Annotated in this window: 23 protein-coding genes and 3 tRNA genes; 14 read left to right on the top strand and 12 right to left on the bottom strand. The window is 70.5% G+C overall.

What is annotated here, in order from left to right; genetic code table 11:
- Nucleotides 1-15: 15 nt before the first annotated feature.
- From A4R43_RS32995 to A4R43_RS32980, 4 genes are read left to right on the top strand one after another with little or no spacing between them, the layout of a single operon-like run.
- The gene (locus A4R43_RS32995; RefSeq protein WP_113695661.1) at nt 16-1,389 is read left to right on the top strand and encodes an amidase; all 1,374 of its coding nucleotides are present in this window, start codon (nt 16-18) and stop codon (nt 1,387-1,389) included.
- Nucleotides 1,386-1,934: a TetR/AcrR family transcriptional regulator gene (locus A4R43_RS32990; protein ID WP_205215120.1), complete on the top strand. Its 549-nt coding sequence runs from the start codon at nt 1,386-1,388 to the stop codon at nt 1,932-1,934. The genes A4R43_RS32995 and A4R43_RS32990 overlap by 4 nt, the downstream gene beginning before the upstream one ends.
- Before the next feature lie 9 nt (nt 1,935-1,943).
- Nucleotides 1,944-2,792 (top strand): oxygenase MpaB family protein, encoded by an 849-nt coding sequence (locus tag A4R43_RS32985; protein ID WP_113695660.1) that lies wholly within the window; start codon nt 1,944-1,946, stop codon nt 2,790-2,792.
- A 10-nt stretch (nt 2,793-2,802) separates the two neighbouring features.
- Nucleotides 2,803-3,231, top strand: a complete 429-nt coding sequence (locus A4R43_RS32980) for an acyl-CoA thioesterase (protein WP_113695659.1) — start codon at nt 2,803-2,805, stop codon at nt 3,229-3,231.
- On the opposite strand, the gene A4R43_RS32975 is transcribed toward A4R43_RS32980, so the two are convergent.
- Nucleotides 3,176-4,003, bottom strand: a complete 828-nt coding sequence (locus A4R43_RS32975) for an SdrD B-like domain-containing protein (RefSeq protein ID WP_113695658.1) — start codon at nt 4,001-4,003, stop codon at nt 3,176-3,178. The two genes, A4R43_RS32980 and A4R43_RS32975, sit on opposite strands and share 56 nt — an antisense overlap.
- Nucleotides 4,004-4,092: 89 nt before the next feature.
- Complete coding sequence (locus A4R43_RS32970) at nt 4,093-4,539, bottom strand: nitroreductase family deazaflavin-dependent oxidoreductase (protein WP_113695657.1); 447 nt, start codon at nt 4,537-4,539, stop codon at nt 4,093-4,095.
- 159 nt (nt 4,540-4,698) lie between these two features.
- Between A4R43_RS32970 and A4R43_RS32965 the strand changes: the two genes are divergently transcribed.
- Nucleotides 4,699-5,373, top strand: coding sequence for a TetR/AcrR family transcriptional regulator (locus tag A4R43_RS32965; protein ID WP_113698041.1), 675 nt, complete (start codon nt 4,699-4,701; stop codon nt 5,371-5,373).
- A gap of 166 nt (nt 5,374-5,539) precedes the next feature.
- Nucleotides 5,540-8,566 (top strand): PQQ-dependent sugar dehydrogenase, encoded by a 3,027-nt coding sequence (locus A4R43_RS32960; RefSeq protein WP_162788672.1) that lies wholly within the window; start codon nt 5,540-5,542, stop codon nt 8,564-8,566.
- A 51-nt stretch (nt 8,567-8,617) separates the two neighbouring features.
- Here the strand turns inward: A4R43_RS32960 and A4R43_RS32955 are convergent, their stop codons facing one another.
- The 5 genes from A4R43_RS32955 to A4R43_RS32935 all read right to left on the bottom strand — a co-directional run bounded on the left by A4R43_RS32955 (nt 8,618) and on the right by A4R43_RS32935 (nt 12,278).
- Nucleotides 8,618-10,504 (bottom strand): lyase family protein, encoded by a 1,887-nt coding sequence (locus A4R43_RS32955; RefSeq protein WP_113695655.1) that lies wholly within the window; start codon nt 10,502-10,504, stop codon nt 8,618-8,620.
- 222 nt (nt 10,505-10,726) lie between these two features.
- A tRNA-Phe gene (locus A4R43_RS32950) sits at nt 10,727-10,803 on the bottom strand.
- A gap of 31 nt (nt 10,804-10,834) precedes the next feature.
- A tRNA-Asp gene (locus A4R43_RS32945) sits at nt 10,835-10,908 on the bottom strand.
- Nucleotides 10,909-10,937: 29 nt separating this feature from the next.
- A tRNA-Glu gene (locus A4R43_RS32940) sits at nt 10,938-11,010 on the bottom strand.
- A gap of 1,016 nt (nt 11,011-12,026) precedes the next feature.
- Nucleotides 12,027-12,278: a hypothetical protein gene (locus tag A4R43_RS32935; protein ID WP_113695654.1), complete on the bottom strand. Its 252-nt coding sequence runs from the start codon at nt 12,276-12,278 to the stop codon at nt 12,027-12,029.
- Nucleotides 12,279-12,973: 695 nt separating this feature from the next.
- Between A4R43_RS32935 and A4R43_RS32930 the strand changes: the two genes are divergently transcribed.
- Nucleotides 12,974-13,417 (top strand): hypothetical protein, encoded by a 444-nt coding sequence (locus A4R43_RS32930; protein ID WP_113698040.1) that lies wholly within the window; start codon nt 12,974-12,976, stop codon nt 13,415-13,417.
- 64 nt (nt 13,418-13,481) lie between these two features.
- Here A4R43_RS32930 and A4R43_RS32925 read toward each other — a convergent pair whose 3' ends face one another.
- The gene (locus A4R43_RS32925; RefSeq protein WP_027941311.1) at nt 13,482-13,685 is read right to left on the bottom strand and encodes a cold-shock protein; all 204 of its coding nucleotides are present in this window, start codon (nt 13,683-13,685) and stop codon (nt 13,482-13,484) included.
- Nucleotides 13,686-14,072: 387 nt separating this feature from the next.
- Here A4R43_RS32925 and A4R43_RS32920 point away from each other — a divergent pair, with 387 nt between their 5' ends.
- From A4R43_RS32920 to A4R43_RS32890, 7 genes are all read left to right on the top strand, one after another.
- Nucleotides 14,073-15,257, top strand: coding sequence for a L,D-transpeptidase (locus tag A4R43_RS32920; RefSeq protein WP_113695653.1), 1,185 nt, complete (start codon nt 14,073-14,075; stop codon nt 15,255-15,257).
- Nucleotides 15,258-15,348: 91 nt separating this feature from the next.
- Nucleotides 15,349-15,699, top strand: a complete 351-nt coding sequence (locus A4R43_RS32915; RefSeq protein WP_113695652.1) for a hypothetical protein — start codon at nt 15,349-15,351, stop codon at nt 15,697-15,699.
- A 4-nt stretch (nt 15,700-15,703) separates the two neighbouring features.
- The gene (locus tag A4R43_RS32910) at nt 15,704-16,255 is read left to right on the top strand and encodes a SigE family RNA polymerase sigma factor (RefSeq protein WP_113695651.1); all 552 of its coding nucleotides are present in this window, start codon (nt 15,704-15,706) and stop codon (nt 16,253-16,255) included.
- On the top strand, nt 16,252-16,725 hold the full coding sequence (locus A4R43_RS32905; protein ID WP_113695650.1) for a hypothetical protein: 474 nt from the start codon (nt 16,252-16,254) through the stop codon (nt 16,723-16,725). Before A4R43_RS32910 ends, A4R43_RS32905 begins: the two co-directional genes overlap by 4 nt.
- 32 nt (nt 16,726-16,757) lie before the next feature.
- On the top strand, nt 16,758-18,155 hold the full coding sequence (locus A4R43_RS32900) for an MFS transporter (RefSeq protein WP_113695649.1): 1,398 nt from the start codon (nt 16,758-16,760) through the stop codon (nt 18,153-18,155).
- Between the two features lie 43 nt (nt 18,156-18,198).
- On the top strand, nt 18,199-18,777 hold the full coding sequence (locus tag A4R43_RS32895; protein ID WP_113695648.1) for a PaaI family thioesterase: 579 nt from the start codon (nt 18,199-18,201) through the stop codon (nt 18,775-18,777).
- The gene (locus A4R43_RS32890; RefSeq protein WP_113695647.1) at nt 18,777-19,919 is read left to right on the top strand and encodes a metallophosphoesterase; all 1,143 of its coding nucleotides are present in this window, start codon (nt 18,777-18,779) and stop codon (nt 19,917-19,919) included. Before A4R43_RS32895 ends, A4R43_RS32890 begins: the two co-directional genes overlap by 1 nt.
- Here the strand turns inward: A4R43_RS32890 and A4R43_RS32885 are convergent.
- From A4R43_RS32885 to A4R43_RS32870, 4 genes are all read right to left on the bottom strand, one after another.
- Entirely contained in the window at nt 19,916-22,306 is a 2,391-nt protein-coding gene (locus A4R43_RS32885; protein WP_236809295.1) for a serine/threonine-protein kinase, read from the bottom strand. The genes A4R43_RS32890 and A4R43_RS32885 overlap by 4 nt on opposite strands.
- A gap of 513 nt (nt 22,307-22,819) precedes the next feature.
- A complete protein-coding gene (locus A4R43_RS32880; protein WP_236808424.1) occupies nt 22,820-23,875 on the bottom strand; it encodes an iron-containing alcohol dehydrogenase family protein in 1,056 nt (351 codons plus the stop codon).
- Nucleotides 23,872-25,311: an aldehyde dehydrogenase gene (locus A4R43_RS32875; RefSeq protein ID WP_113695646.1), complete on the bottom strand. Its 1,440-nt coding sequence runs from the start codon at nt 25,309-25,311 to the stop codon at nt 23,872-23,874. Before A4R43_RS32875 ends, A4R43_RS32880 begins: the two co-directional genes overlap by 4 nt.
- Nucleotides 25,311-26,417: a mandelate racemase/muconate lactonizing enzyme family protein gene (locus A4R43_RS32870; RefSeq protein WP_113695645.1), complete on the bottom strand. Its 1,107-nt coding sequence runs from the start codon at nt 26,415-26,417 to the stop codon at nt 25,311-25,313. Before A4R43_RS32870 ends, A4R43_RS32875 begins: the two co-directional genes overlap by 1 nt.
- Between the last annotated feature and the right edge of the window lie 15 nt (nt 26,418-26,432).

Here is a 26,432-nt window from a genome sequence, read left to right as displayed (position 1 = left end):
AACGAGGAGGTCGAGATGACCGGCACGCTCACGTTCCCCGGCTTGCTGGAGCAGGCCGCGCGCCTCGCCGCGGGCGAGGTGACTTCGGTCGAACTGACCGAGGCGGCGCTCAAGCGCATCGAAGCCGCCCAGCCGAGGCTCAACGCGTTCCGGCGGCTGCGCACCGAGGACGCACTGGCGGACGCCGCCCGCGCCGACCGGCTGCTGGCCGAGGGCAACCAAGCGCCACTGCTCGGTGTGCCGCTGGCGATCAAGGACGACGTCGACATCACCGGCCTGCCGACCGCCTTCGGCTGCCGCGGTGACTTCCTGCCCGCGAAAGCCGATTCCGCCGTGGTGCGCAACCTCCGCGACGCGGGCGCAGTGATCGTCGGCAAGACGAACACGCCCGAGCTGGGCCAGTGGCCGTTCACCGAGGGCCCGGAGTTCGGCGCCACCCGCAATCCGTGGCAGCCGGAGCACACCCCGGGCGGCTCGTCCGGCGGCTCGTCCGCCGCGGTGGCCGCCGGGCTCGTGCCCGCGGCGCTCGGCTCGGACGGCGCCGGCTCGATCCGCATCCCGTCGGCGTGGACGAACCTGGTCGGCATCAAGCCGCACCGCGGCCGGGTGCCGACCGCGCCGGATCCGGAGTTGTTCCACGGGCTGACCGTGCTCGGGCCGCTGGCCAGGACGGTCGCCGACGCGGCCGCGCTGCTCGACGCGGCGTCCGGCACCACCAGCATGTTCCGCCAGGCCGCCGAGCGTGAGCCCGGCAAGCTGCGGATCGGCCTGTCCACCCGGATCGCGTTCACCGCCACCCGCACGCAGCTCGATCCCGAAGTGCGCCGGGCGGTCGAGCGGCTGGCGGAGTCCTTGGCCGGGCTAGGGCACGAGATCGTCGAGATCGAGCCGAACTACGGCATGGTCGGGCTCAACTTCCTGCCGCGCTCGCTCACCGGGGTGCGCGACTGGTGCCGCCGCGTGCCCGACCACGCCCTGCTCGACCCGCGCACCAGGGCCAACGCGCGCCACGGCACCGCGCTGGCCGGTCCGGCGCTGCGCCTGGCCAAAGCCACGGAACCGGTGCTGCGCCTGCAGATCGGCGCGGTGTTCCGCAAGGTCGACGTGCTGCTGACGCCGACAACGGCCACCCCGCCGCCGAAGATCGGCAGCTTCGACGGGCTGTCCGGCTGGGCCACCGACCAGGCGATGATCGCGGCCTGCCCGTACGCCTGGCCGTGGAACGTGCTGGGCTGGCCGGGCGTGAACGTGCCGGCTGGCCTGACCGGTGCCGGGCTGCCGCTCGGGGCCCAGCTGCTCGGGCCCGGCGAGTCGGAGCGGCTGCTGATTTCGCTGGCCGCGCAGCTGGAAGTGGTGGAGCGCTGGCAGGATCGACGGCCGCCGGGATGAGCGCTCGCGAAGCCATTCTGCGTGCCGCGTTGAAGGTGGTCGGGGAGCAGGGCGTCGCCGGGCTGACCAATCGGCGGATCGTCGCCGAGGCCGGGGTGTCGCTCGGCTCGCTGACCTACCACTTCCCGAGCCAGACCGAGCTGCTGCGCCAGGCCATGCTGTTGTTCGCCGCGGAAGAGGCGAAAAAGCTCACCGAACTCGCCGAAACCCACCGCACCGACGGCATTTCGGTCGAGGAGGCGGCGGTGGCGGTGGAGCAGGTGCTGACGCGGATGACCTTCACCACCGACGACATCGCACCGCTGGAGCTGTACCTCCAGGCTGGCCGCGACCCGGAACTGCGCGACGCCACCCAACGGTGTTTCGCCGCGTACGACGAGCTGGCCACCACCGTGCTCACCGCGCTCGGGGTGCCCGATCCCCAACGGCTGGCCGGTCCGGTGGTCGCGCTGATCGCCGGGCTGCAACTGCGCCGCCTGGCCACCGGCGAAGCACCGCCCGCGGCCACCGCGCTGACCATGCTCATCCACGGCTCGAACGCCTAGGCTGGTGGCATGGGCGCGCCACTGATCCACGCCCCGCCGGTGCTGCGCGGCACGGCCGCGTGGAAGTACTTCGGCGACTTCCGCGGCTCGCTGCTCGCCGGGCAGGTGCTGTTGCTGCAGGTCGCGCACCCGGTGGTGGGCGCGGGCGTGCAGGACCACTCGGCATACCGCGAGGACCCGTGGACGCGGCTGATGCGCACCGCCGGTTCGCTGTCGATCTGCGTGTACGGCGGCCGTCGCGGCGCGTTGTACGAGGCGCGGCGGCTGCGCGAGCTGCACCGGCCGTTCACCGGGGTGGACTTCGCCGGTCGCCGCTACAGCGCGCTGAACCCGGGTGCCTACGCCTGGGTGCACGCCACGCTGGTGATGCTTCCCGTTGACGCGCAACGGTTCTTCGGCCGCGAGATCCCCGATGCGGAACTGGCCGAGTACTACGCGCAGATGTGCGACATCGGCCGGATCCTCGGCCTGCGAGAACGCGACCTGCCGCCGGACTGGCCCGCGTTCGAGCGCTACTACGCGGAGATGATCGACGGTTTCGACCCGAACCCGGCGATCGACACGCTGCTGGAAACCATTCGCACGGTGCCGAACCCGTGGCGGTGGCTGCCTGCTCCACTGTGGACACGGCTGCGGCTGGCGCAGCACCGGTTCCAGCTCTTCCTGATCGGCGGCACGCTGCCACCGGTGCTGCGCGAGCGCATTGGTCTACAGTGGACGGACGAGCAGCAGGCGCGGTTCGACCGGTTCCGGCGGGTGCTGCGCCTCGCCGACTACGTTCCGGCGCCGGTGCGCTCGGCGCACGTGCGCTCGATCGGCTGGCTCAACGTCTGGTTGCGGGAGCGTCGCCTCGGCTAGGCTGCCGATCATGGAGCCGGTCCGGATGCCGCTGCGGGTGCGGTACCACGAATGCGATCCCCAGGGCGTGGTGTTCAACGCGAACTACCTCGCCTACTTCGACATGGCGAGCTTCGAGTTCCTCACCGCGGTGCTCGGCAAGTCCACCGGGCTCAACGACTTCGGTGTCGACTTCGTGGTCGCCGAGTCGAACGTGCGGTTCCTGCGCGCGCTGCGGTTCGAGGACGAGGTGGTGGTCAGCGTGCGCATCGGCCACCTCGGCAACACCTCGCTGGTGCTGGAGTTCGAGCTGTGGCGCGGTGAAGAAACCGTGGCCACCGGCACGAACCGGTACGTTTTTGTCAACGCCGAAACGCTCACCAAGCAGGCGCCGCCGGAGGAGATCAGGGCGAAGCTGCTGGAGTACCAGGCGCTGGGAGCAAGCCCAGATCCAGCGTGAGGTCCTGCCGGGCACCGAGGCCGACGGTGACCGCTTCGGTGCAGCCGGTCGACGGGTCGGCGTCGGAATCCACGCTCTCGTCGCCCGCGCCCGGCGTGGTGGCCTGGCGGCCGTCGAGGTCGAAGCAGACGAGGTACGTGCCGTCGCGCAGGTTGCTGAAGGTGTACCGGCCGTCCGTGCCGGTGGTGACCGCGATGCCGGTCGGCGTGCCGTCGCCGTGGTGCAGCGCGGCCCGGACGCCTTCGACCGGCAGCTCGGCCGGGTCCTGCGTGCCGTCGGCGTCCTGGTCGAGCCAGGCGTAGTCGCCGAGTTCGTTGCCGGGCGCGCTCAGTCCGGCGTCCAGGGTCAGGTCGGTCGCGGTGAGCGCGGGCCCGGTGCAGCCGGTGGCCGGGTCGACGTCCGAATCGACCGCGTCGTTGCCCGCGTTCGCGCTCGTCAGGTGGTGGTCGGCGACGTGGATCGGGAGCGCGTCGAGCGCGAAGCACACGTGGTAGCTGCCCTCGGGGAGATCGCCGAACAGGTAGCGGCCGTTCTCCCCGCTGCGCGTGGTCTCGACCGCGGTGCCCGAGGCGTCGAGCAGCGTGGCGCGCACACCTTCGACCGGTGGTTCGCCCGGGTCCTGCAGGCCGTTGCGATCGGTGTCGAGCCAGACGTAGTCGCCGACGAAATGCGGTGTGGCCGCGGCCGCCACCCCACCGCACGAGGTCAGCAGGCAGGCCAGTGCGGCCAGCACGCCAAAAACCACCCAGCGACGCCATCTTCTGCTGTTCATCGGCTCGAACCCCCGCCCAGTCGGCGGTTGGAGCGTAAGCAGCCGGACGCCGCCGGAAAAGCACGGCCGGGCAGCGTCATCCGTTCGTGTTACCCCACCCGGAACACCGGATAACCAGGCGCGATGCGTCGGAGATCGGCTTCGGGGGAATTCGCGTCGACGCCGTCGAAGAAAACGCCGACCTCGAACTTCCAGCGCTTCAAATAGGCGCGGAGCAATTCCGGCTTTTCCTCGTCGGGCAGTTCGACGGCGCGGAATTCCTCGATTTTCCGGCCGACGCGCAGGCGGCCTTCACCGGCGACGCGGAGGTTGCGCACCCACTGGGTCCGGCCGCGCGGGGAGACGAGGTAGCGCTCGCCGTCGACGGTCAGCAGGTTCACCGGGACGCTGCGCCATTCGCCGGATTTGCGCCCGCGGACGGACAGCTCGCGGCTGCCCCAGACGCTCAGGCCGAGCCGGGTCAGCCCGCCGACGAGCTTGTTGAACAGCGCCATGACCCGGCCGGGTGCCAGGTAGCGGTTGCCTGTGGTGGTCATCGGGTCCTCCAGCGGTCGGGAGGCGCGTTGGCAGAGAGCACCGCGCCGGTTGCGAGAGCACTGCTCTCGTTTGAGATCAGTGAACACGGAACCGCGTCCCGCGTCAAGAGCAGTGCTCTCGAATTTGTGCAGCGCTCTCGGGCGACTACAGTGATCACCATGCCGGCAACGCGTACCGCCCGTGACCGGGCCAGGGTCGAGCTCACCAGGGAGATCAAGGAGGAAGCCCGCAGGCAGCTCGGCGATGCCGGGGGCGGCGGCCTCTCCCTCCGCGCGGTCGCGCGCGAGCTGGGCATGGTCTCCTCGGCGCTCTACCGCTACTTCCCCAGCCGCGACCACCTGCTCACCGCGTTGATCATCGACGCGTACGACGCCATCGGCGCCGCGGCCGAGGCCGCCGACGACCATCTGGCCTCACCCAGGCAGCGCTGGCTCGACATCTGGGCCGCCACCCGGGCGTGGGCACGCGCCCATCCGCACGAGTACGCCCTGATCTACGGCTCGCCGATCCCCGGCTACCAGGCCCCGCAGGACACCGTCATGCCGGCGGCGAGGGTGGCGATGGCACTGGTGCACGTGATCCGCAGCGCCGCGGTCAGCCCGCCGCCCGGCCCGCCGCTGCCCGCCGAACTCCGCGGGCAGGCGACCACGCTGCTCGCCGCGCTCGGCGACGACCTGACCCCGGAGTTGATCGCGCGGCTGCTGATCGCCTGGACCCAGCTGTTCGGCATGATCAGCTTCGAGCTGAACGGCCAGTACGTCGGCAGCGTGGACCCCGCCGACTCGTTCTTCGCTTATACCACGCAGCAGATGGCGGATTTTGTCGGGTTGTGACGCCGGTGGGCAAATCACCCTGATTCCCCGGCGCTGACTCGATTGAGCTGGGGAATCGGTTTTCGCCCAGTCGCCAACCTCGTCACAATTCGATAACCAGCCCCCAACCCTGCAACGAAATCACCCTTTCGAGCGAGAAGTGTTCGACGCTGGTGAAGGGGACCACATGAGATTTTCCAAGCTGGGGAGGGCTGCGCTCGGCTTCGCCTGCTCGGCCCTGATCGCGGCCGGGCTGGCCGTCGCCGTTCCGGCGACCCAGGTCGCCGTCGCACAACCGCCGAACCCGGGCGAGCCGCTCAAGCTGCCGCCCGGCTTCGCGCTGCAGGACACCGGAACCGGGCTGGGGGCCTGGAACCTGACCGACTTCGGCTACCTGCCCGACGACACCTTCATCGCCACCGGCAAGACCGGTGACGTGAAGTGGATCGGCCCCAACGGGCCGAAGCAGCTGATCCACCTGCCGGTCGAGCACTGCTGCGACATCGGCCTGACCGGGCTGGAGGTCGCGCCCGACTACGCGACCACCAAGCACATCTACCTGGCCAGGACGATCGCCGCGCCCGGTGGCTTCACCAGCCGCATCTCGCGCTGGACGGTCACCGGCACCACCGAGCCGACCGGGCTGGCCAACGAGCAGGTCCTGCTCGACGTGCCCGGCACCATCCAGCTGCACAGCGCGTCGGGCATGGTCGCCGACGCCGCCGGCAACCTGTGGGTCTCGGTGGGCGACAACACCGACACCGACACCTGGCACGCCGAGGCGTTCCGCTCGCAGGACCTGAACTCCGTCTACGGCAAGATCCTGCGCATCACCCCGTCCGGCGCGGGGGTGCCGGAAAACCCGTACTACGACGCGGCCAACCCGAACTCGGCCAAGAGCAAGGTGTTCGCACGCGGTTTCCGCAACCCGTTCCGGCTCTCGCTGGACAAGACCAGCGGCCTGCCGGTGGTCGGCGACGTCGGCTGGGGCACCTGGGAAGAGCTCAACTACGTGGTGCCCGGCGGCAACTACTCGTGGCCCTGCTTCGAGGGCAACGCCCCGACGCCGGGTTACAGCACGCAGCCGCAGTGCAACGGCGTGACCAACAACCCACCACTGTGGACCTACCAGCACGGCATGGCGCCGGGCCAGGGCAACTCGGTGGTGGCGGGCTTCGTCTACACCGGCGACAGCTATCCCGCCCAGTACAAGGGCCAGTTCTTCTTCGGCGACTACGTCAGCCAGCGCATCTGGACCCTCCAGTACAACGCACAGGGCCAGCTGACGCAGGCGCCGGCGGCCGACGCGCCGTTCGGCACCGGCCTCGGCGGCCCGGTGGAGTTCGCCGCGGCGCCCAACGGCGACGTGGTCTACGCCGACATCGCCTCGGGCAGCGTGCGCCGGATCGTCTACGTCACCGGCAACATCCCGCCGGTGGCCAAGCCGACCAGCACCACCGACCCGGCCACCCGCACGGTCACCTTCGACGGCTCGAAGTCGATGGACTTCGACGGTCCCACCAAGGACCTGACCTACACCTGGGACTTCGGTGACGGCACCACCGGGACCGGCGCGGTCGTGTCGCACACCTACCCGGCCAGCCCGGCGAAGTTCACCGCGAAGCTGACGGTGACGGACAAGTCGGGCGGCTCGCACAGCGACACGCTGACCGTGGCGCCGTCGAACCACTCGCCGGTGGTCACGCTCGGCACCCCCGGTGACACCAAGAAGTTCCGGGTGAACGAGCCGATCAACCTGACCGCGACGGCCACCGACAACGAGGACGGCGCGCTGCCGATCACCTGGACCACCCAGGTGGTGCACTGCTCGGAGGAGACCACCTGCCACGTGCACGCCGACGCGGGCGGCACCGGCGGCTCGTTCTCCATGCCGTTCACCTCGCACCCGGACTCGCGCCTGGAGTTCACCGCCACGGTGACCGACTCGCAGGGCGTCAAGGGCAGCAAGACCTACGTGGCCAGGCCGAACGAGTTCAAGCTGACGCTGAAGAGCAACTTCCCGGCCTCGCTGGTCATTTCCGGCGAGAGCAACGGGAACGTGGCGATGGTGACCGAGGGCGCCACGCCGAACCTGATCGCCGGGGCGAAGGCCACCGACGGCGTCGCCTCCTTCTCGAAGTGGGACGACGGTTCGACGAACCTGTCGCGGGCGTTCACCATGCCCGCCGCGGACACCGTGGTGAACGCGACCTACCTGACGCCGATCGACAGCCGGTACAACTCGGACGCCGGGCTCCGCAGCCTGCTGGGCGCCCCGACCGGGGCCGAGGTCAACGACAGCGGCACGCGGTACCGGGCCTACGAGCGGGGACGCCTGTACTCCTCGCCGCAGACCAGCGCGGTGGCCATCTACGGTCACATCCTGAGCAAGTACCTGGCCCTCGGCGGGCACCAGGTGCTCGGCCCGCCGCAGAACGACGAGACGGGCACCCCGGACGGGGTCGGCCGGTACAACGCGTTCACCGGCAACTGGTCGATCTACTGGACCCCGGCCACCGGCGCGCACAACATCGGCGGGCCGATCCGCGACAAGTGGGGCTGGATGGGCTGGGAGAACGGCATTCTCGGCTATCCGCTGACCGACCAGGTGGCCACGCCGACCGGTGGCGGGCAGTTCGTCGACTTCACCAACAACGCGTCGATCTACTGGCTGCCGACCACGCCGGGCAACGGCACCGCGGCGGTCTACTCCCAGATCCGGTCCAAGTGGCTGGCCATGGGCGGCGCGACCGGTGTGCTCGGCATGCCGATCACCGACGAGCTGGCCGGCCCGAACGGCGGGCGGTACAACAACTTCAGCAACTACGCCTCGATCTACTGGCACTACAACTCGCCGGGCAGCGGGGCGTGGTCGATCATGTCGCAGATCCGGGACCGCTGGTACTTCGACGGTGGCGCCGGGGGCTTCCTCGGCTACCCGGTCACCGACGAGCTGACCACGCCGGACGGCATCGGCCGGTACAACCACTTCTCGAACAACGGCTCGATCTACTGGACGCCGGCCTACGGCGCGCAGTCGATGTGCTGCCAGATAAAGAACAAGTGGGCGTCACTGGGCTGGGAGAAGGGTTATCTCGGCTACCCGACCAGCAGTGAGTACACGGTGCCGGGTCAGCCGACCTGGCGGCGGCAGAACTACCAGGGCGGTTTCATCACCTGGACGCCGAACACCGGGGCGTACGACCACAAGTAGGCGCTGAACGAGAAACGCGGGGCCGCTGCGGCGGTCCCGCGTTTTTCCTGCCTACGGTGACGCCTCCAGCAGGCGGCGCAGCAGGTCGCCGAACTCCTCCCACCAGGGCAGCTGCTCGGAGCGCGGCAGGTACTTGCGCCGCTGCTCGCGCAGTGTGTCCACTTTGGCCTGGAGCGCTCGCACCACCTCCGGGGACAGCCCCAGTTCCTCGCTCAGCTGGCTGAGCAGGGCGACTTCCCGCGCCTCGGTCACCGAATCGGCGCCGGCCAGCCAGGCGGCCGCGGCGTAGACCAGTTCGCGGTCCGCCTCGGACAGCGCCGCGATCGCCACCGGCACCAGGTCCTCGCTCTCGGCCACCGGGATGCCGTTGAGCCCCAGCGCCTCGGCCACCACCTTGAGCGCCTGCTCCTCTTGGCGGGACACGTCTTCGTCCGCTCGGGCGACCAGGCGGGCCGCGTGGAAGATGGCCTGGCGGGCTTCGGTGGCCAGGCCGTGCACCAGCGCCCTGGTGGCGGACCGCTCGTCGGCCACCATCTGGTCGAGCAGGTTCGCGCTGCGGGCGGCGTCGGTCAGCACCATCGGGTCGAGCAGCCGTTCCGCCGTGGCGCGTGGCGCGATCCCCAGCTCCACCACCGCCTCCTTGACCGACACCCCCCGGTGGGCGGCGTGCTGCGCGGCCCGGATCCCGGCGTCGTGGCCGAACACACCACCGACCACAGTGGACAGTCCGAGCGCCTCCTCGGCGTGGCGGCGGTTGGCTTCGGTGTCGATCTCCAGGCCGCGGAGGCACTTGTCGGCGAACAGCGGCATGGCGTTGGTGAGCAGGTGCGCCGATTCGAACAGGTTCTTGGCGATCACCGCGGTCCAGGCGTTGAAGTCCAGTTCCGCGCCCTCCACGGCCATGGTGACCACGGTGTCGTTGCCGCACACCTGGAAGCCGACCTGCACGACGAGGTCGGCCATCACCGGGCTGACGTTGCCGGGGGTGAACACCGAGCCCGGCTGGACCGCGGGCAGGCGGACCTCGGTGCCGCTGGCCAGGATGCGGAGGTCCCTGGCGACCTTCATCAGGCCGCAGGCGAGCGCCTTGAACACGGTCGAGACGTACTGGAAGACGTCGCCGTTCTGGAAGGCGTCGAAGAAGTTGGTGTGCCTGCGCAGTTCCAGCCCGGTGGTTTCCCGCAGGCGCGGGTAGATCCGGTCCAGGTAGCGGGCGCCGACGCCGATCCCGGTGCCGGCGACCGTGCCGCCCATCGGCACCTCGAGGCAGTGCTCGGCGGCGTCCGCGAGCCGCTCACCACCGCGCCGCGCGACGGCGAGGTACGCGCTGAACGCCTGGCCGAAGGTGACCGGCACGGCGTCGTGGAGGCAGGTGCGGGAGAGCTTGACGGTGTCGCGGTATTCCTCGATCTTCTGTTCCAGCACCCCGGCCAGGTAGCCGACGGATTCCTTGAGCCGCACGATGTCGCGGTGCAGCGCGATGTTCACCGCGGTGGCCATGGCGTCCGATGTGGACTGTCCGGCGTTGACGTGGTTGGCCGGGTGCACGAACTCGTAGCCGCGGCGGCCGGAGAGCAGCTCGTTGGCGCGGTTGGCGAGCACCTCGTTGACGTTCATGTTGGGCGAGACCCCGCCGCCGGCGCTGAGCACGTCGACCGGGAACTCCTCGGGCCCGAGCAGCCCGGCGACCACCTCGTCAGCGGCCTGGCAAATGGCCTCGGCGACCGGTTCGCGCAACACGCCCGCGTCCAGGTTCGCCAGCGCCGCGGCCTTCTTGACCTCGGCGATCGCGGCCACCAGGCCGGGCTGGGAGCCCAGCGTCTGCCCGGACACCGCGAAGTTGCGCCGCGCCCGCTCGGACTGGACGCCGTAGTACGCCTGGAAGGGGATCTCCACCTTGCCGAGCGCATCCTCCTCCACGCGATACCGAGCGGTCATCACGGCACTCCCACCGGCCTCGTCCTACCCCGGACCTACCGATGTTGAGCCCCGGCACCCGCACCCGCCACGCCCCACCCCCACATTTCACCCGTCGGCACCCCCCACCCCAACCCGAACGGCCCAGACCCGGTCACGCAGCCGAACCACCCGCCGGACCTGCGCGAACACCGGCGGAGTGGGCATGAAAAAACCGCCTTGGCGAACCAAGACGGTCTGGGCTGGTGGCCAGGGCCGGGGTCGAACCGGCGACCTTCCGCTTTTCAGGCGGACGCTCGTACCAACTGAGCTACCTGGCCGGGAACGCCGGCAAGGAGCCGAACGATCTTGCGACCCTGACGGGACTCGAACCCGCGACCTTCGCCGTGACAGGGCGACGCGCTAACCAACTGCGCCACAGGGCCTTGCATACTGCGTTTACTACTGTACTGCGTACTCCCAACGGGATTCGAACCCGCGTTGCCGCCTTGAAAGGGCGGAGTCCTAGGCCGCTGGACGATGGGAGCCCGGCCGGTTTCGGTAAACCGACCCGACCGCGCTCTCAGGTCGTCCCTGGGAGCGAACATAAGCATAGGGCACGCCCCAACCGCCCTTCAAAGGGGTATCCCTTAAGCCGATCAGGAGCCCGCGAGCTGCGGTTTCCCGCCTGTGGAGCCCTCCGAGGCGACTGCCGCTCGATCGAGCGGCAGTGGGCGCGGCGAGCGGCAGGGACGGCGCCACGACCCGACGGCGGACTTGGGAGCGACCTTGGCGGCGACCCGAGAGCGAGCCAGGGGGCGAGCCGAGGGCGCGGCGAGGGCGAACTTGGAGCGGGCTGAGGGCAGACCCGCGGCAGGCCGCGCCCAGCCCGGCTCCCGGCTGGGCGCGGGCAGACAGGGGACGGCGACCGAGAGAGCGGCCCCGCGGCGAACTGGGGACGGGCAGACGGGGCAGGGCGGCCCAGAGTGGACCGGCTGCGGCCTGAGCGGGCTGACGGCGGCCTGCGGGCAGGCTGGCGACGGGCGGGGCGGGCTGACGGCGAGCCTGAGAGCGGAGCGGTGGCGACCCCAGGGGAAGCCCCGGGCCAAAGGTGGGCCGGGGCGGCGAACCAAAGGCGGGCCGGGGCGGCAGGCCAAAGGCAGGCCGGGGCCGGATCAGCGGCGAGCCGGGGCGACGGGCCAAAGGCAGGCCGGGGCCGGATCGGCGGCGAGCCGAGGCTGGCCGAGGGGGCGTACCGAGCGGCGAGCCGGGGGCGTACCGAGTGGCAGCCCGGGGCGTACCGAGTGGCGGGCCGCGGGGCGTACCGAGTGGCGGGCCGGAGGGCAGGCTGAGGGCCGAACCAAAGGCCGCACTGCGGACGCGACGAAGAGCCGCTCCTCGCAAAGCGGACATAACGGTGTTACCGAAGGCGCGCGAGTAAAACTGCTGTGAGAAATCGATTGCTTTGCCCGATGGGTGCCACTACGTTCCGAAGACAGCGCCCAGGTGCGCCACCAGGGGGTGTGCACCTGGGCCCCACTACTTCACGGGCCGGGCACCGCGATCACCGTTGAACCGGCAATCGTCCGTCTTCGTCGGGTGTCAGGCCCAGCATGTCCAGCAGCTCCGCGCAGTCTTCGACACCGTTGGCGCCCTGCGCCACCGCGAGCCTCGCCCGGCGGACCTGGTCATCCGAGATCCTTGGCGCGTCGGCGTTGCCGGACCGCTGCGCCGGCACCCCGCCGGACGCCGAACCGCTTCCGCCGTCGCCTTCATAGCGAAGGAGGAACTGTCGAACTTCGAGAGACCCGCTCATTGGCTCCTCCTCAGGGTTTCCGAAAAGCTTGGCCGCGAGGCTAGCGACCGGAAGTCGCCCCCCACAGCCCCCCGCAGGGTGAACCTCCCATCACCGGATGTTCGCTCTGCGCGACGATGACGCGTGCCCGCCACGACTGCCCACAATGAACGCCGGGCAAACCAAAAGTGACACGCCAGCCGGATTTTTCGCCCCTACCACTCGCCCAACCCCGCCGACTCGTGTAACAATCGACTTGCTGACACACCCCCGGTCAGCGCCTGTGGAGATCCCCTCCGGCCCCCGCGTTCCTCCCCCTGGCGCGGGGGCCTCTCCATTGGTGTTCGCAGGGCGTTTGCCCTGCTCCCACCGTCCTTGTGCTGCTTGGGGGGTCGACCCCCCAAACCCCCCGCGGTGCGTGCTCCTTGGCTTGGCGGGCGCTGGTCGAGGTGGGTTTTGACTAGCTTGATCGAATTGGGGGCGGGCAATCGATTTCTGTGGGGTTGAACATTGTCCAGTGGTCAATGGGTGCGCGGGATAAGGGGCGATTGCGGCCGCGTGATTGGTTTCGGGGTGGGGTTGGGGGTTTACGGAGGGTGCGGTTTTCTTGATCGGGATTAGCGCGGATGGACTATTGCGCGGAAAAGGTGGCAACGGACGGTGTGTCGCGCGCCACACTCGACACGTTCCCGAAACCTTACCGTTATCCTGTCCGGGTGCCTCTTCCCTCACTTGGACGCCTGAGCACCAAGACGAACCTCAAGGCGGTCAACCCCGGACGTCACCGCAACAGCCCCGCGCGCGAGGCGGAGGCCACGGTCGACGACCACGAGCTGACCAGCTACCTCGCCGCGCTCGCCCCCGATGCGGACGACCCGGAGAGCACTGGCACCGGCCGCCGGTTCGGTGAGGCCCAGGTCTTCCAGATCCGGATGAACACCATCGCCAGCGAACAGTTGAAGGACCTCGCCGCCGAGCGGCAGACCTCCCCGCAGGCGCTCGCCATGGAATGGGTGCTCGAGCGCCTCTCCTGGGAGGCACAGGCCTCCTCGGTGCAGGACCAGACCCAGACCCGCCACAACCGCGTCAGCGACGCCCACACCGACCAGTTCACCTTCGACCAGAACTGGGAGCAGCCGATCTCCGGCCAGCTCCGCTGAACCAGCGAAAAACCGGGGCCCCGGCGGAAGTTCCGCCGGGGCCCCGGTTTGCTTTCAGGTGACCTCAGATGACGCGCACCTTCTGAGCCTGCGGGCCCTTCTGGCCCTGGCCCACCTCGAACTCCACCCGCTGGTTCTCCTCGAGGGTGCGGAAGCCGCGCCCGTCGATCTCCGAGTAGTGCACGAACACGTCGCCCTCGCCGCCGTCCTGGGCAATGAAGCCAAAGCCCTTTTCAGCGTTGAACCACTTCACAGTGCCTTGCGCCACCGCTTACTCCTCGTTACAGATCCGCTTCGGGCCTCCGCCGGAGCGGTACCCGGGCCGTCCCGGGCGGTTCCAACGAGTCGAGCGAAGAGCACTGGAGCGGCTCATGGCCCGCGTCAGAAGTTCCGCGAGTGTGAAGCCACGAACACGCAAAACGACGGCCTGTGGGCAGCGTACCGGGATCTCACGGAATCTGAACCCCACAAACCAGTCTTGGGCAGAACAGCGGCACCAAGTCACCGAAACGTTGTAAGCATCCGCCCGCCCGGCGGACCGCCCTTAGCGCGTTCGACGGCCGCGTAGAAAGTGATCCTCATCACGTTTACCGGGATCAACGCCCAGCCTCCGCCAGGCGTCAGAAGGGCGTCAGGGGACGATAAGGGGACATCTGTGACACACCACTTCCGAAGGCGGGCACTGGCGGGGCTCGCCCTCGTCGCGGCGCTGGGGCTGAGCGCCTGCACCGGGGAAACCGGCACCAGCGCGGCGGGCAGCGACGGCGCCCAGCCGGCGCCGCCCGGCCCGGCCAAGATCGCCGTGCAGCCCGCCGCCGGGGCCAAGGAGGTCTCGCCGGGCGAACCGGTCCAGGTGACCGTCACCGACGGCACGCTCGAGCGGGTCACGCTGACCAATCCGGACGGCAAGCAGGTCGCCGGCCAGCCCGCGCCGGACAACCGCAGCTGGACCACCACCGAACCGCTCGGCTACGGCAAGACCTACACCTGGGGCGGCACCGCGGTCGGCACCGACGGCTCGAAGACCCCGGTCGGCGGCGCGTTCACCACGGTCACGCCGAAGCGCCAGCAGCACGGCCAGCTCAACGTCGGCGACGGCCAGACCTACGGCATCGCGATGCCGATCAGCCTGACCTTCCCGGACCAGAAGGTCACCGACAAGGCCGCCGTCGAGCGCGCACTGACCGTGGAAACCAATCCGAAGACCGAGGGGTCCTGGGCCTGGCTGGAAAACGACACCGCGGTGCACTGGCGGCCGAAGGAGTACTGGCAGCCCAACACCGAGGTCAAGGTGACCGCCAAGCTGTACGGCGTGAAGCTGGCGAACGGCGTGTACGGCAAGGACAACGTCAGCGCCTCGTTCAAGATCGGGCGCTCGCAGATCGTCAAGGGCAACACCCAGACCCACCGCATGCAGGTGATCCGCGACGGGCAGCAGGTCGCCGACTACCCGGTCAGCTACGGCCTGGACAGCGATCCCGGGCGGGTCACCAAGAGCGGCACGCACGTGGTGATGTCCAAGCACGACACGTACTTCATGAACAACGCCCGCTACGACTACGAGAACTTCAAGGTCAACTGGGCGGTGCGCATCTCGAACAACGGCGAGTTCACCCACGCCGCGCCGTGGTCGGTCGGCGACCAGGGCAGGCGGAACGTCTCGCACGGCTGCCTGAACCTGTCGGTGGAGAACGCCAAGGAGTACTACGACAGCGCGCTGACCGGCGATCCCGTCGAGATCGAAGGCAGCACGCAGCAACTCGGCCCGAAGGACGGCGCCTACCACGACTGGACCTACTCGTGGGAGCAGTGGCGCGGGATGTCCGCGCTCAACAGCTGAAAAATCGATGCAACCCGGGAGGTGCGGCGGCGCATGTCTGACTGTGCAAGTGCCGCCGCACCCCGGCGGCTTCCGTTGAGTAGGAGCCGAATTGCGTACTCGAATCGTGCTCGGGGCCGGAGCCCTGCTGCTCGCCGCCGGTGCGGCGATCACCGTGCCCGCGCTGGCCAGCACCACCTCGCCCGAGGTCGCGCCGCCGGTCCCGGCGCCCGTCCAGCCGGCGCCCACCGCGCAGCCAGCCCCGCCCACCCAGGTCACGCCGCCCGCCCCGGTGCCCACCGTGCCGCCGGCGCCCACGGCCGAGCCGACCTCGTCGAAGCCCGCCGAGCCGCAGCCCGTCGACCCGAAGCCGTCCGCGGCTCCAGCGCCGCCGTCGCAGAAGCCCGCCGTTCCCGGTGTGCCGAAGGCGATCCCGGCCGGGCCGACGGGCGACAACCGCTGACCCGTTGAAGCACCGGACCGCACCGACCGGGCCGGGCTCGTCGTACGACGACGAGTTCGCCCGGTTCTTCGGCGAGCGCGCGCACCAGCTGCGGTCCACCGCCTACCTGCTCTGCGGCGACTGGCACCACGCCGAGGACCTGACCCAGGCGGCGTTGCTCAAGCTCTACCTGGCGTGGCCGAAGCTCGACCGGCACGACCGCCTCGACGCCTACGCCCGCCAGGTGGTCACCAGGACCTTTCTCGCCGAACGCCGACGGCCGTGGCGCCGCCGCGAGCAGCTCACCGACCTGCCGCCGGAGCAGGCGGGCGAGGAGGGCGGTCCCGAGCAGCGCATGCTGGTGCTGCGTGCGCTCGCGGCCGTGCCGCCGAAGCAGCGTGCCGTGCTGGTGCTGCGGTTTTGGCACGATCTGAGCGTGGAGGAGACCGCCGCGGCCCTGCGCTGCTCCACCGGCACGGTGAAGAGCCAGAGCGCACGCGGCCTGGCCACCCTGCGCGACCGGCTCGGCCCGCACTTCCACGAACTCTCGCTCACGTCGAAAGGAGGCAGCGCATGACCGAACACGAAGACATCCGGCGGCTGCTGGCCACCACCGGCGCGGGCGAAGGGCCGCCGCTGGGGCTGCGCCCGGAGGAGATCGCCGCCCGCGGCACGCGGATCCGGCGGGTGCGCAAACGGCTCGCGATCGCCGCGAGCGCCGGCACCACGATCGGCGTGGCCGTGCTGGTGGTCTTTTTCACCGGCGGTGCCGCCACGCCCACGCCACCGGCTCCGGTACCGCCTGCCGGGCCGGGACTGACCATCGAAACACCGTCGTCGACAACCGTGCCGGAATTGCCGGGAGATTCCGTTCCGCCCGCACCATCCGAAAAGTCCACCGAAAGCAAGCCCACGATTCCCGACCCGCCACAGCAGGCCCCGGTGAAGAGCTCCTCACCTGCGGCGATGCCGCGATCGTCGGAACCGCGGATACCGAATGTCGCGCCTTCGACGCAACCGCCACCGCCCACTTCTGCACCCGGCTAGAAAGTTTCCAACAGCCGTTTTAGGGTCGACGGATGAGCGATCAGGCGGTGGGCGCCACGGACTCGGCGCCGCGGGAAGCGGATCCGAAGCAGATCCGGAAAGCCGTCGCCGGTTCGGCGATGGGCAACTGCATCGAGTGGTACGACTTCGGGGTCTTCGGCTTCATGCCGGCCATCCTCGGGCAAGTCTTCTTCAACGCGAGCAGCACCTCCGAAGGCGCGCTCGCCACGTTCGCGCTGCTCGCGGTCACCTTCGTGATCCGGCCCTTCGGCAGCTTCGTGCTCGGCCCGCTCGGCGACAAGCTGGGCAGGCAGCGGGTGCTCGCGCTGACGGTGATCCTGATGTCGGGCTCCACCTTCGTGATCGGGCTGCTGCCCTCGTGGGAGACCATCGGGCCCGCGGCCGCGGTGCTGGTCATCCTGCTGCGCGGGCTCCAGGGCTTCTCCGCCGGTGGTGAGTACGGCGGTGCGGCCACCTTCATCGCCGAGTACGCGCCGGACCGCAAGCGCGGTTTCCTCGGCAGCTGGCTGGAGTTCGGCACGCTGGTCGGGTTCTTCCTCGGCGCCGGCACGGTGACGCTGGCGACCGTGCTGCTCGGCAACGAGGCGATGGCCGAATGGGGCTGGCGCATCCCGTTCCTGCTCGCCGGGCCGCTCGGCCTGGTCGGGCTCTACCTGCGGAACCGGCTCGAGGACACGCCGGTGTTCCAGGAGATCGAGAAGGCCAAGCAGGTCTCGAAGTCGCCGCTGAAGGAGCTGTTCAGCAAGCACTGGCGCTCGATCCTGCACCTGATCGGCCTGGTCATCCTGCTCAACGTGGGCGACTGGATGATGTTCGGCTACATCGAGACCTATCTCAAGGACGTGCTCCAGCTCGACGGCCACGCGCCGCTGCTGATCGTGATGGCGGTGATCCTCGGCATGCTGGTGGTGATCGTGCCGATCGGCTCGCTGTCCGACCGGATCGGCCGGAAACCCATCCTGATCACCTGCTGCGCGGGCTTCCTGGTGGTGCCGATCCCGGCGTTCACCCTGATGGAGCACAGCAAGACCGAGACCGGCGTGAACGTGCTGATGCTCGGCGGCGGGCTGGCGATGTTCGGGCTGTGCCTGGTGCTGTTCCTGTCGGTGGTGGCGTCCACGCTGCCCGCGATGTTCCCGACGCAGGTCCGCTACGGCGCCTTCTCGATCGGCTACAACTTCTCCACCGCGGCCTTCGCCGGTACCGCGCCGTACATCGTCGGCTCGCTGGTCGACGCCACCGGCAACACGCTGTGGCCCGCCTTCTACCTGATGGCGGCCGGGGCGATCGCCGCGATCCCGATCCTGCTGCTGCCGGAAACGGCCGGGGTGTCGCTGCGCGGCATCGTCAGCTCGCGGATCGCGCGGCGCGGACAGCGGGCCGCCGTGGCCGAACAGCCCGCGAAATAAGTGCGCTTTCAACCACTTCGCGTAGTCGTATTACCGTGGGCGCATGACGAAGTCCGCCCAGCCGTGGCCTCCGGTGGAGACCGAGCCCGCGGTTCCGCACCCGCAGGCGCCGCCGGCGGGCACGAAGCTCGGCATGCACTACGAGCACTGCTTCGGGTGCGGTGACCAGCAGGACGCCGGGCTGCGGTTGCGCTCGACCGTCGGCGACGGCGGCACCGTGCACTCGCAGTTCCTGGTCACCGAGGCGCACCAGGGCGCGCCAGGCCTGGCCCACGGCGGGCTGCTGGCGTGTGCCTTCGACGAGGCGCTCGGCGCCACCGTCGGGCACCTGCTGCGCCGTCCCGCGGTCACCGGGAAGCTGGAGACCGACTTCGTGCAGCCGGTGCCGGTCGGCTCGACGCTGTTCATCTGCGCCAAGCTCGACGGGGTCGCCGGGCGCAAGATCTACGTCAGCGCGGACGGCCGCCTCGACGCCGAGGACGGCCCGATCGCGTTGCGGGCACGGGGTTTGTTCGTCCAGGTGGGCTTCGAGCACTTCGCGAAGCACGCCGGTGAGGAGTCGGTCGAGCGGCTGAAGGCCAGCGGCCGGGCGGCGGAGCGGGACTGGGACATCAACCCCTGATGTTCCTGCTCGTCGTCGGCGGGGGCCTGGCGCTCCTGCACATCTACATTTGGAAACGGCTGGTCCGCGACACCACTTCACCGGGGCTCGTGCGCCGGGTGGCGGCGGTGGCGCTGATCCTGCTCGTGGCGTTCATGATCGCCGCGTTCGTCTTCGGCACGCAGGCCGATCCAGCGGTGGCGCAGTGGTTCGCCTGGCCCGGCTACCTGTGGCTGGCGTTGTTCTACTACCTGATGCTGGCCACGCTGGTGCTCGAGGTGCCACGCCTGTTCCTGCGGAAGTGGGCGAAGTCCGACGAGCCGATCGCCGGCGTGAGCCGCCGGGTGTTCCTGGCCCGCGGCACCGCGGCGATCGCCGGTGCGGCCGCGGTCGGCATCGTCGGCTACGGCACCACGGTGGCGATGGGCGGGCCGAGCGTCACCCGCGTGCCGATCACCCTGCGCCGCCTGGACCCGCGGGCGTCGGGCTTCCGGATCGCGTTGATCAGCGACGTGCACCTGGGGCCGCTGCTGGGCCGGTCGTTCACGCAGCGCGTGGTGGACCTGGTCAACGAGCAGCGCCCGGACGCGGTGGCGATCGTCGGCGACCTGGTGGACGGCAGCGTCGAGCACCTGGCCGAGGCCGCGGAACCGTTGCGGGACCTGCGAAGCACGCACGGCACCTTCTTCGTGACCGGCAACCACGAGTACTACTCGGGGTACACCGAGTGGGTCGACCACGTGCCGACGCTCGGCATCCGCCCGCTGCGCAACGAACGGGTGTCCATCACGCACCACGGCGGCACCTTCGACCTGGCCGGGGTCAACGATGCGACGGCGTACCAGTGGCAGGACGACGCCGACGTCGGGAAGGCGTTGCGGGGCCGCGATCCGGCGCGGGCCGTGGTGTTGCTGGCGCACCAGCCGGTGGACGTGCAGGACGCCGTGGACCACGACGTGGACCTGCAGCTTTCCGGGCACACGCACGGGGGCCAGATCACGCCGTTCGAGCTGCTGGTGAGCCTGCAGCAGGGCGCGGTGGCGGGGCTTTCGCAGCACGGGAACACGCAGCTCTACGTGACGCGGGGCGCCGGGTTCTGGGGTCCGCCGGTACGGGTGGGCGCACCGCCGGACATCACCGTCGTGGAGCTGCGCGCGCCTTAGGTCAGCGTGCGGGGGCGGATCGCGTTTGCCTTGTCCACCAAGGCGATTCGCTGGTCCGCCGTGCCCGCGAGCCGCGCGAGCGTGCGGTAGCAGCGTTCCAGCCCGAACCGCAGCTCCCGCTCCGAGCCCAGCTCGCAGCCGAGCACCTTCATGCCGCGGTGCGTCTCCGGCTTCGCCCCGCCCGCGCGCACGAAGCCGTACGCCGCTTCCAGCACCTCGGCCGAGAGCTGGGTGCGGCGTTCCGCGTCGAGCGACAGGCGTTCCAGCCGCGCGCCGGCCTCGACCAGGTCGCGGTCCGAGGCCATCCCGGACTCGCGGTTCGGCCGGGACTTGATCTTGATCGCGGCCACCTGCGCGGCGATGTAGTGCGAGGACGAGGACGAAACCGACTCGAGCACCTCGATCGCACCCGCTCGCGCGCCCTGCGCCAGGTACACCCGCGCCAGCCCGAAAGCCGCGCTGACGTAGCTGTGGTCGGTTTTCCACACCAGCTCGTAGAACCGCGACGCGCCGAAGTGGTCACCGTTGGCCTCCGCGCTGATCGCCAGCGCCAGCTTGGGTGCGATCTCACCGGGCAGCTCGTCGTAGACGGCGTCGAAGGCCACCTGCGCCACCCGCGGCCGCCCGCCCGCCAGCTCGATCAGCCCGCGGTACCAGTCGATCCGCCAGTCGTGCGGGAAGCCGTTCTTCACCGCGAGGTACTGCGCGGCCTGCAGCTGGCGGTTCGCCTCGGCCAGCTCGCCCAGCTCGATCCGCGCCCGCACGATCCGCAGCCGCACCTCGATCGAGTTGTGCGGCGCGTTCACCAGCGCCTCGATCGCCTCCCGCGGATCGGCCGCCGCGGTGGTGGCCAGCACGCCCGCCGCCGGGTCGTCGGTGTCGACCTGCGGCACCGGCAGCCCGGCCACCACGTCGTCCGGGCTGGGCAGCGGCACCGGCTGACCGGTCTCGGGCACCACCATGTCCACGCCGAACGAGCGGGTCTCCGGCCCGAACACGGTGGACGCGCCGGGCCGCGGTTTCCCGGTGCCCATCGCCATGATCTCGCGCAGCACGCCGGTGAGCTGGTCGGCCATCTCCTCGGCGGAGAGGAACCGGCGGTCCGGGTCGGCGTGCGTGGACCGCTTCAGGAACCGGTGGTACGAACCGAAGAGGGCGAACAGCGGCACCTGGTCGGCAGGCGGCAGCGTGGTCTTGTACTTGTTGGTGTAGCCGGTGAACTCGAAGCTCAGCACGGCCAGCGTGCGGCCGACGGTGTAGAGGTCAGAAGCCACCGACGCGCCGTGCGTGGCCAGCTCCGGCGCGCTGTAGCCGGTGGTGAAGAACAGCGGGCTCTCGTAGTCGTCCATCCGCCGCACCGCGCCCATGTCGATCAGCTTGAGCTGCTCGTGGGTCTGGATCACATTGTCTGGCTTGAGGTCGCAGTAGAGCAGGTTCTGGCTGTGCAGATAACCCATGGCGGGCAGGATCTCCAGCCCGTACGCGATCACCTGGCCGATCGGCAGCGGCTCGGCGCGCCCGGCGGTGCGGTGGTGCGCCAGCGCCAGCTGCCGCAGCGACTGCCCGCCGATGTACTCCATCACGATGTAGCCGACGGAGTTGCCGGTGACCGAGTCCGGGTGCTGCACGAAGTTGTAGATCTTGACGATGTTCGGGTGCTCGACCTCGGCCAGGAACCGGGTTTCGTTCACCGCGGCGGCCATCGCGGTGGCGTCGCCGGTGTCGATCAGTCCTTTGAGGACAACCCAGCGGTCGCTGACGTTGTGGTCCTGGGCCAGGTAGATCCAGCCGAGCCCGCCGTAGGCCAGCGCGCCGAGCACCTCGTACTGCCCGCCGACGATCTCGTGGGGGCGCAGCTTCGGCTTGAACGAGAAGGCGTTGCCGCACTTGGCGCACACGCCCTCCGGCGCGCCGGGCTTGCCGTCCTTGCCGCGGCCGACCTTGGCGCCGCAGTTGCCGCAGAAGCGCTTCTCCTCCGACACCACCGGATCGGTGAGCACGGCGGAGGCCGGGTCGCGGTAGGGCACCTGCGGCACGTCGACCAGTCCCGCGCCGAGGCGGCCGCGGCGGGAGGTGCGCGAGCCGGTGCGGCGGGAGGTGCCGGGGAAGGCGCCGGAGCCGGTGTGCGGGCCGGTGCCCGTGCCGGTGCCGGTTCCGGTGCCCCGGCCGGTGCCGGGGGCGATGCCGTCGCTGCTGCTGGGCGGGAGCACGCTCTCGGTGCCGGGGTCGGGCAGCTGCATCGGGCCGCTCGGCTCGGGCATCGGCGGGGGTGGCGTGATGCTCTGGGTCGCGGGGGCAGGAGCGGCCAGGACGCTGGTCGGCTGCGGGTCACCCGCGGGCTGCTGGAGCTGCTGGGGCTGGCGGCGCGGCACCTGGCCGGGACGCACCCCCTGCGGCTGGCTGGGCTGCCCGGTCTTGCTCGGCTGCCCGGACTGCGCGCTCGGCTGCTGCGACTGGCTCGGTTGGCCGGTTCGCTGGGACTGGCTGGGCTGCCCCGCCTGCGGGGGCTGGCTGGTCTGCGACGGCTGGCCGGTGGGTGACTGCCCCGCCTGCTGGCTCGGTGCCGCGGCCTGACCGTGCGCCGCGAACGGCTGGCTGGGTGGGCCCTGGCGCTGCACCGGACGCAGGCCCTGCACGGTCGGCTGGTCCTGCGCCGGGCGCCGCCCGGGGTGGTGGGTGGTTCGGTCGTCCTCGGGGGCCTGGTCACCGCCGCCGAGCACGTTCGGGGACAGGCGCCAGCCGGTGCCCGGCTCGCCGTCCGCGGGCGGCTCGGTCCAGCCACCGCCGGACTCGTCCGGCGCGGCGTGCCTCGGCCGGCGTGGCTCCTCCGACACTGCGTACCTCCAAGCGACCGCGGATCTCCCGCCCGATCCTAGATGGTCGCCCGCCCCACGAGTGGCTCATAGCGCCGATGCGAGCAGCTCGATCGCCTCCTGGTCGCTCGGCCGCAGCGGCGCGTTGTCGGTGACCGGATCCGCGAGCGCCGCCGCGGCCAGCTCCGGCACCAGCTCACGGGTCACGCCCAGCTGCGCGAGCGTGGGCCGCACGCCCACCCGGTCCAGCAGCTCACCGGCCAGGCCGAGCGCCGAACCGTGCCCACCGGCCAGCGCCACCTGCGCGTACGCGGGCGCCGCCGCGCTCGCCGAATACCGCATCACCGGCTCCAGCACGCCGGAGAGCGCCAGCCCGTGCGAGACGCCGAGCCGCGCGGTGATCGCGTGGCCGAAGCCGTGCACCAGGCCCAGCCCGGACCTGGTCAGCGCCAGCCCGGCCAGGTGCGCGCCGAGCAGCATGCCCGCGCGTGCCTCCAGGTTCGCCCCGTCCCGCACGGCCACCGGCAGCCACCGCGTCACCTTCGCGATGGCCCGGCCCGCGTACCGGATCGACTCCGAGTCCGCACGCGGCGACGACAGCGACTCGATCCCGTGCACCAGCGCGTCCACGCCGGTCACCGCGGTGACCCGCGGCGGCAGCCCGACGGTCAGCTCCGGGTCCAGCACCACGGCCACCGGCCGGACCGACTCGTGTCCCCAGTAGACCTTCCGCCCGGCGTCCTCGAACACGCCGAAGCCGTTGGTCTCCGCGCCCGTGCCCGCGGTGGTCGGGATGGCGATCACCGGCTGGCCGTCCGCACCGGGCCCGGCCGCCTGCAGCGAAATCGCCTTGGCCGCGTCCAGCGCCGAACCACCACCGACGCCGATCACCGCGGCTTCGCCGTACCGACGCAGCACCTGCCCGCCCTCCTCGATGATCGAGACCGACGGATTGGCGCGCACGCTTTCGTAACAGCCGTAAGGAATTCCGGCGCGTTCCAGCGTTCGCAGCACCCGCCCGAGCACACCGGTGGCCCGCAACCCGTTGTCGGTGACCACGAACGCGCGCCGGTACCCGAGGTCATCGACCAGCGCGGGCAGCGCGCCGGTGGCCCCGATGCCGAACTCCACCCGCGTTTTCACGACAGATCGAACCAGGTCGTCTTGAGCCCGGTGTAGCCGTCGAGCGCGTGCAGCGACTTGTCGCGCCCGCCACCGGTTTCGCCGAACCCGCCGAACGGGGTGATCACGTCGCTGGCGTCGAAGGTGTTGACCCACACCGTGCCCGCCCGCAGCCGGGCGGCCACCCGGTGCGCGGTGCGCAGGTCGGCCGTCCACACCGAGGCGGCCAGGCCGAACCGCGTTTCGTTGGCGATCCGGACGCCCTCGTCCAGCTCCTCGAAGGTGGTGGTGGCCAGCACCGGGCCGAAGATCTCCTCCTGCGCCACGGTCGCGGTGTTCGGCACGCCCTCCAGCACGGCGGGTTCGACGTACCAGCCGCCGGTTTCCTCGTGCAGCCTCCGTCCACCGTGGACGACTGTCGCCTCCTCGCGGCCTACGTCGAGATAACCGAGCACGGTGCCGAGCTGGGTGTCGTCGATGAGCGGGCCGAGCGTGGTCGCCGGGTCCAGCGGGTCGCCGACGGTGAACCCGGCCAGCACCTTGCGCACCGCTTCGACCAGGTCCGCGGCGATTGACGAGTGCACCACCAGCCGGGACCCGGCGTTGCAGGTCTGCCCGGCGTTGTAGCAGAAGCCCCAGGCGATCGCCTCCGCCGCCTTGTCCACATCGGACACATCGGGCAGCACCAGCTGCGGCGACTTGCCACCCGCCTCGACGGAGACCTGCTTGCCGTTGGACGCGGCGGCGTACCCGAGGAACGCCCGGCCCACCGGCGCCGAACCGGTGAACGCGATCTTGTCCACGTCCGGGTGCAGTCCCAGCGCCCGGCCCGCGGTCTCCCCGAACCCGGTCACCACGTTGAGCACGCCGTCCGGCAGCCCGGCCTCGGCGGCCAGCCTGGCCAGCACCAGCGCCGACAGCGGCGACTGCTCGGCCGGCTTGAGCACCACGGAGTTCCCGGCGGCCAGCGCGGGCGCCAGCTTCCACGAGGTGATCATCAGCGGGTAGTTCCACGGGACCACCGCGCCGATCACGCCCAGCGGCTCGCGGCTGACCAGCGCGAGCGTGTCGCCGCCGGTGGGCGCGATCTCGCCGTAGACCTTGTCGATCGCCTCCGCGTACCAGGTGAAGGTGTCGGCCGCCTTGGCCACGTCGACGCGGCTCGCCTCACCGATCGGCTTGCCGGTGTCCATGCTCTCCACGCGTGCCAGTTCCTCGCTGTTGGCACGCATCAACTCCGCCAGCTTCAGCAGCACGCGCTTGCGCGCGGCCGGCGGCTGCGACCGCCATCGTCCGTCCTCAAAGGACTGGCGGGCGGCACGCACCGCGAGGTCGACGTCCTCGCTCTGCCCCGAAGCCACTTCCGCGAGCAGGCTGCCGTCGCGTGGCGCCCGCGTCTCGAACGTCTCACCGGCTACCGGGTCCACAAAGGACCCGTTGACGAACAGGCGTTCCATCAGCGCGTCCTGGTCGCGTCGATGGCGGATTCGTCCAGCTCGATCCCGAGCCCTGGCGAAGCGGGTACCACCAGATCACCGTCCACATCGATCATCAGCGGCTGGGCGAGCATGAAGTCCCGGCGAGCCGGGGTCCAGCCGGGCGGGTCGTACGGGAACTCGAAGTACGGGGTGGCGCCCACCCCGGCGGCCACGTGCAGGTTGGCCAGCACGCCGATGCCGTTGGTCCAGCTGTGCGGGGTGAACTGGCGGTGCTTCAGCCGCGCCAGTTCGGCGAGCGTGCGGGCCCGGTGCATGCCGACCGAGAGCACCACGTCCATCTGGTACACGTCGAGCGCGTCGGCTTCCAGGTACGCCAGCAGTTCCGGCACCGACGACTGCATCTCACCGGCCGCGACGCGCACCCCGGACGAGCGCAGCGCCTTGAACCCGGCGACGTCGGCGTACGGCAGCGGTTCCTCCACCCAGAACACCCCGAGGTCGGCCAGCCGCCGGACCACCTCGCGCACCTTCGCGAAGTCCATCGCCGGTTCGACGTCACCCGGCATCCGCCACGACTGGTTCAGGTCGACCATCAGGTCCACGCCGTCACCGAGCGCCTCGCGCACCGCCCGCACCACGTCCACGCCCTCGTCGAGCCGGTGCCGGTCGATCCGGATCTTCAGCGCGCGGAACCCGGTCTTCGCCATTTCCAGCGAGGCTTCGACCCGCTGCTCCGCGGTTTTCAGCTCACCGGTGGAAGCGTAGGCAGGCAGGCGTTTCGCCGCGTTGCCGAACAGCATCGACACCGGCTGCCCGCTGGCTTTCCCGATGATGTCCCACAACGCCGCTTCCAGCGGCCAATAGCTGGCACCGTGGAAGTTCGCCGATTCGATGGCACGCACGTGCCGCGAGATGTCCAGCGGGTCGGTGCCGAGGAACAGGTGGCGGTAGGCGTCGAACCCGGCCATGGTGTCGCCGGAGCCGATGCCGGTCAGCCCCGCGTCGGTGTGCACGCGCACCACGGTCGCGTCGAAAGCGGTGCGTGGAACCGGATCCCACGCCGCGGCGAACGGCGGGTCCAGCTCCAGCCGGAGCTGGTCCACGGTGATCTCGACGATCTTCATCGGCGCGGTCCCCCC

The organism is Amycolatopsis albispora, assembly GCF_003312875.1.
Taxonomy (GTDB): domain Bacteria; phylum Actinomycetota; class Actinomycetes; order Mycobacteriales; family Pseudonocardiaceae; genus Amycolatopsis; species Amycolatopsis albispora.
The sequence above is the reverse complement of the archived record's forward strand: the minus strand, read 5'-3'. Positions and strand labels throughout refer to the sequence as shown.